We start from the raw sequence: 2,868 nt of genomic DNA, 5'->3' as shown, positions 1-2,868 counted from the left end.
ACCACCACCGACACCACTCTGCGATTGGCGGCGTACCCTTCGACCGACTCAACAACGTCCCTGGACATCACACCTAGCGCCCGCAGCGGCCGCAGCGCTGCGCACCAATGCCGCCGCAGAGGACGCTAGCGCCGTGCTCTGGCGCGTGCTGACCGGCGCGGCCGCCGCACACTGGCACTACAGCGACGTAGCCCGCGTGCTCGACACAGCCCCCGGCCTGGAACACGCACGCACCCGCAACGAAGACGGCCGACGCATCGCCCGTCGGCCTGACGAACGCGCGCGCGTGCTGCGCCGCCAATGGGATCGCGCCGTTGCCTACATCGCCAGCGGCCGCCGCATCGTCGGCCGCGATGAGACGTTCGACGCCCGCGCCGACGCTATCGCCGCGCATGTACTCGCCGTACAGAGCCGCGCAGACGCCGCCCCCGGCAGATGGAACCGCGGAGGCGGCCCCGCTGACCGTCGCGTGCTCGATGCGCTGAGCATCCTTGCCCTGCAAGCCCTCAGCGCCGATCTGGAGGCCGATACCCGACGCCTGGCACTCATGGCAGGCATCGGCCGTGAAACGGCGCGCACAGCGCTGCTGCGCCTCGCAGAAGACGACTGGATCATTCGCACCAACGAGGCCGAAGGCCGCAGCGCCGCACACTGGAAAATCGGCCCTCACGTCGTTATCCACAGCAACCCAGTAGATGCCCGGTCACAAGTCGCCCACCGCCCCCCCGGCAGCGGCGCAGCCGCACGAAACGCTCTGCTGCTCGAACTCACAAACCGGCTGGACGATGCGGCACATGACCTCTTCACTCTCGGAGCACTAGGGCTGCACGCTGGGAACGTCTATGCACGCTGCACTCACGATCCTCTCTCACTCGGAGAACTCGCCCAGCTCACCGGATCAGACGCAGCTCACACGGTACAGACACTTACCCGACTCATCGAAGCCGACGTGCTGCTGCTCAGTCGTGACGGCTGGCGCAAGCCCGCCGCCGACCGCCGCGACGCAGCGGCCGACGCCCGTGGCGTAACTGGACGCCTGGCAGCTCGCGCCGAGCGCTACGCCGTCGAGCGCGAACTGTGGGCTTGGTGGTGCGCCGAGCTGGACTGGATGAACACGCCCCGAGCTGAACGCCCGAAGCGCCCCGCACCAGGTCAGCTCGTGCTCGTGCCTGACCTTGGCCCAGCCCCTCACCCGATCCACCCTCGTACTGCTAACGGCCGCGCCGACTATCGCGCCGCCCGCTGCATCATCACCGGCACTACTCCCCCAGCTCGACCCCGACCCGTGCCCGTATCCGATGCCGAACGCCTCATCATGGACATACTCGGTGCCAAGCCGATTGCGACAATGCCGCTCCCCGGTTCCCACGACGAGACGCAACCAGATTCCCTCGAAGGCAAAGCGCAGCGCAGCGGAGCGCGGCAGCCCTATCGTGAGCGAACCGACCGCAATACCACTGTTCGCTTTGTCGGATGACACACAGGCCGCCCCCTGACGGAGCAGGCGGCAGCATGTGGACACCGACGCAGAGACTTACCTGCCCACAATGTGCACAGCCCAGCTATTGCGGGGCTGGCCTGCACACAGTGAGGACAGCTAAGCAGTAACACGAGGGTCACACCGCGACCCCGAAAGCAGTGCAGCTCGAAGAGCTGCACCAGGTGACGGCCGCAGCGCGGCCGCAGTGTTTGAACGCTTCGCATTTTTAGCCGTGAAGCCTTCGGCAGCATACGTTCGCTCCACCTCCGCGCAAGTGCTTTCGCGGCATATCCTCGCTCGCTGCGCTCGCTCCGGTATTCCACGGTCACTTGCACTCCGGCTGCGCTCTCTGCGCGGCACATTCGTGCCTTCACGGCAAAAAACGTGAGGGATAAGGGGAACTACCCCGACCCGCTCGGAAGGAGCACACCATGTCTGATCTGGCAACGCTTACCGCCCATTCGCACCCGGCATTCTTCGGCCGACTGAGCGCTATCGGCACCACCGCCCCAACGCGCATTTGGGCACGCGGCGACCTGTCGCTGCTCGACCAGCTCGACCAGACCGTGAACATCGACGGATCGCGCGCCAGCACCGCCTACGGCACGCAGATCACGGCCGAGTTCGTCGCTGACCTCGCACGCGATTACGTCACCATGACGGGCACCGCCTACGGCATCAACGCGGCCGCCGCCCGCGCAGCGCTCGCCCAGGGCGACCGACTCATAATCTGGCAGGCATCCGGCCACGGCCGACCCTACCCCGAGGCTCACCGGCAGCTCATCGACACCATCGAGGCCGCACCGAACACGCTGCTGCTCACCGCAGTTGAACCGGGCGCAGCACCCACCCGATTCCGGTTCATTGAGCGCTCGCGCCTGGCAGCCCTCGCCGCAGGAACAACGCTCATCACCGAGGCAGGCGCGCGCAGTGGCGCACTGCTCGGTGCACGCATCGCACACGCCGCAGGCCGCAACGTCGCAGCGATCCCCGGCCCGATCACCAGCGCCGCCAGCGCAGGATCACACCAGCTCATCAGCGACGGCGTAGCTCGACTCGCAGCCACCCCCAAGCAGGTGCGCCAGCTCATCCCGTGACCAGGCAAGCCCTAATAGGCCGATAAGACCTATTAGGGCCGCAGCTAGTCTGCGTATTGCATCAGATGAATCACCACGGTCCCCCGGGCGACATGGTGCTGCGAGACGTCTGGCGAGGGCTCTGACCTGCGCAGATGCCTCTCCGTACACGATGTCGAGCAGCGGTAAGGCGCCCGGGGCTGTGCGTGGACGCGTTTGAGCCGGTTACGCAGACAGGCTCTGTTGCAAAAATCGTGAAGCTTGAGCATGCTTGGCGGAGATTGGACGGACGGAACGATGACGGATTTCAAG

The 2,868-nt window shown here is 66.4% G+C and carries 2 protein-coding genes; both read left to right on the top strand.

Translation table 11 applies throughout. The features are described from left to right. Positions 1 to 133: 133 nt before the first annotated feature. A complete protein-coding gene (locus ACIQJ5_RS17455) occupies positions 134 to 1,477 on the top strand; it encodes a hypothetical protein (protein ID WP_402845645.1) in 1,344 nt (447 codons plus the stop codon). A gap of 434 nt (positions 1,478 to 1,911) precedes the next feature. Beyond that, positions 1,912 to 2,577, top strand: a complete 666-nt coding sequence (locus ACIQJ5_RS17450) for a DNA-processing protein DprA (protein ID WP_190265262.1) — start codon at positions 1,912 to 1,914, stop codon at positions 2,575 to 2,577. The last annotated feature ends 291 nt before the right edge of the window (positions 2,578 to 2,868 follow it).

This window comes from Microbacterium sp. GXS0129, assembly GCF_044769785.1.
Lineage (GTDB): Bacteria > Actinomycetota > Actinomycetes > Actinomycetales > Microbacteriaceae > Microbacterium > Microbacterium nymphoidis.
Note: the sequence above shows the minus strand (reverse complement) of the source record. Positions and strands in the feature narration are given on the sequence as shown.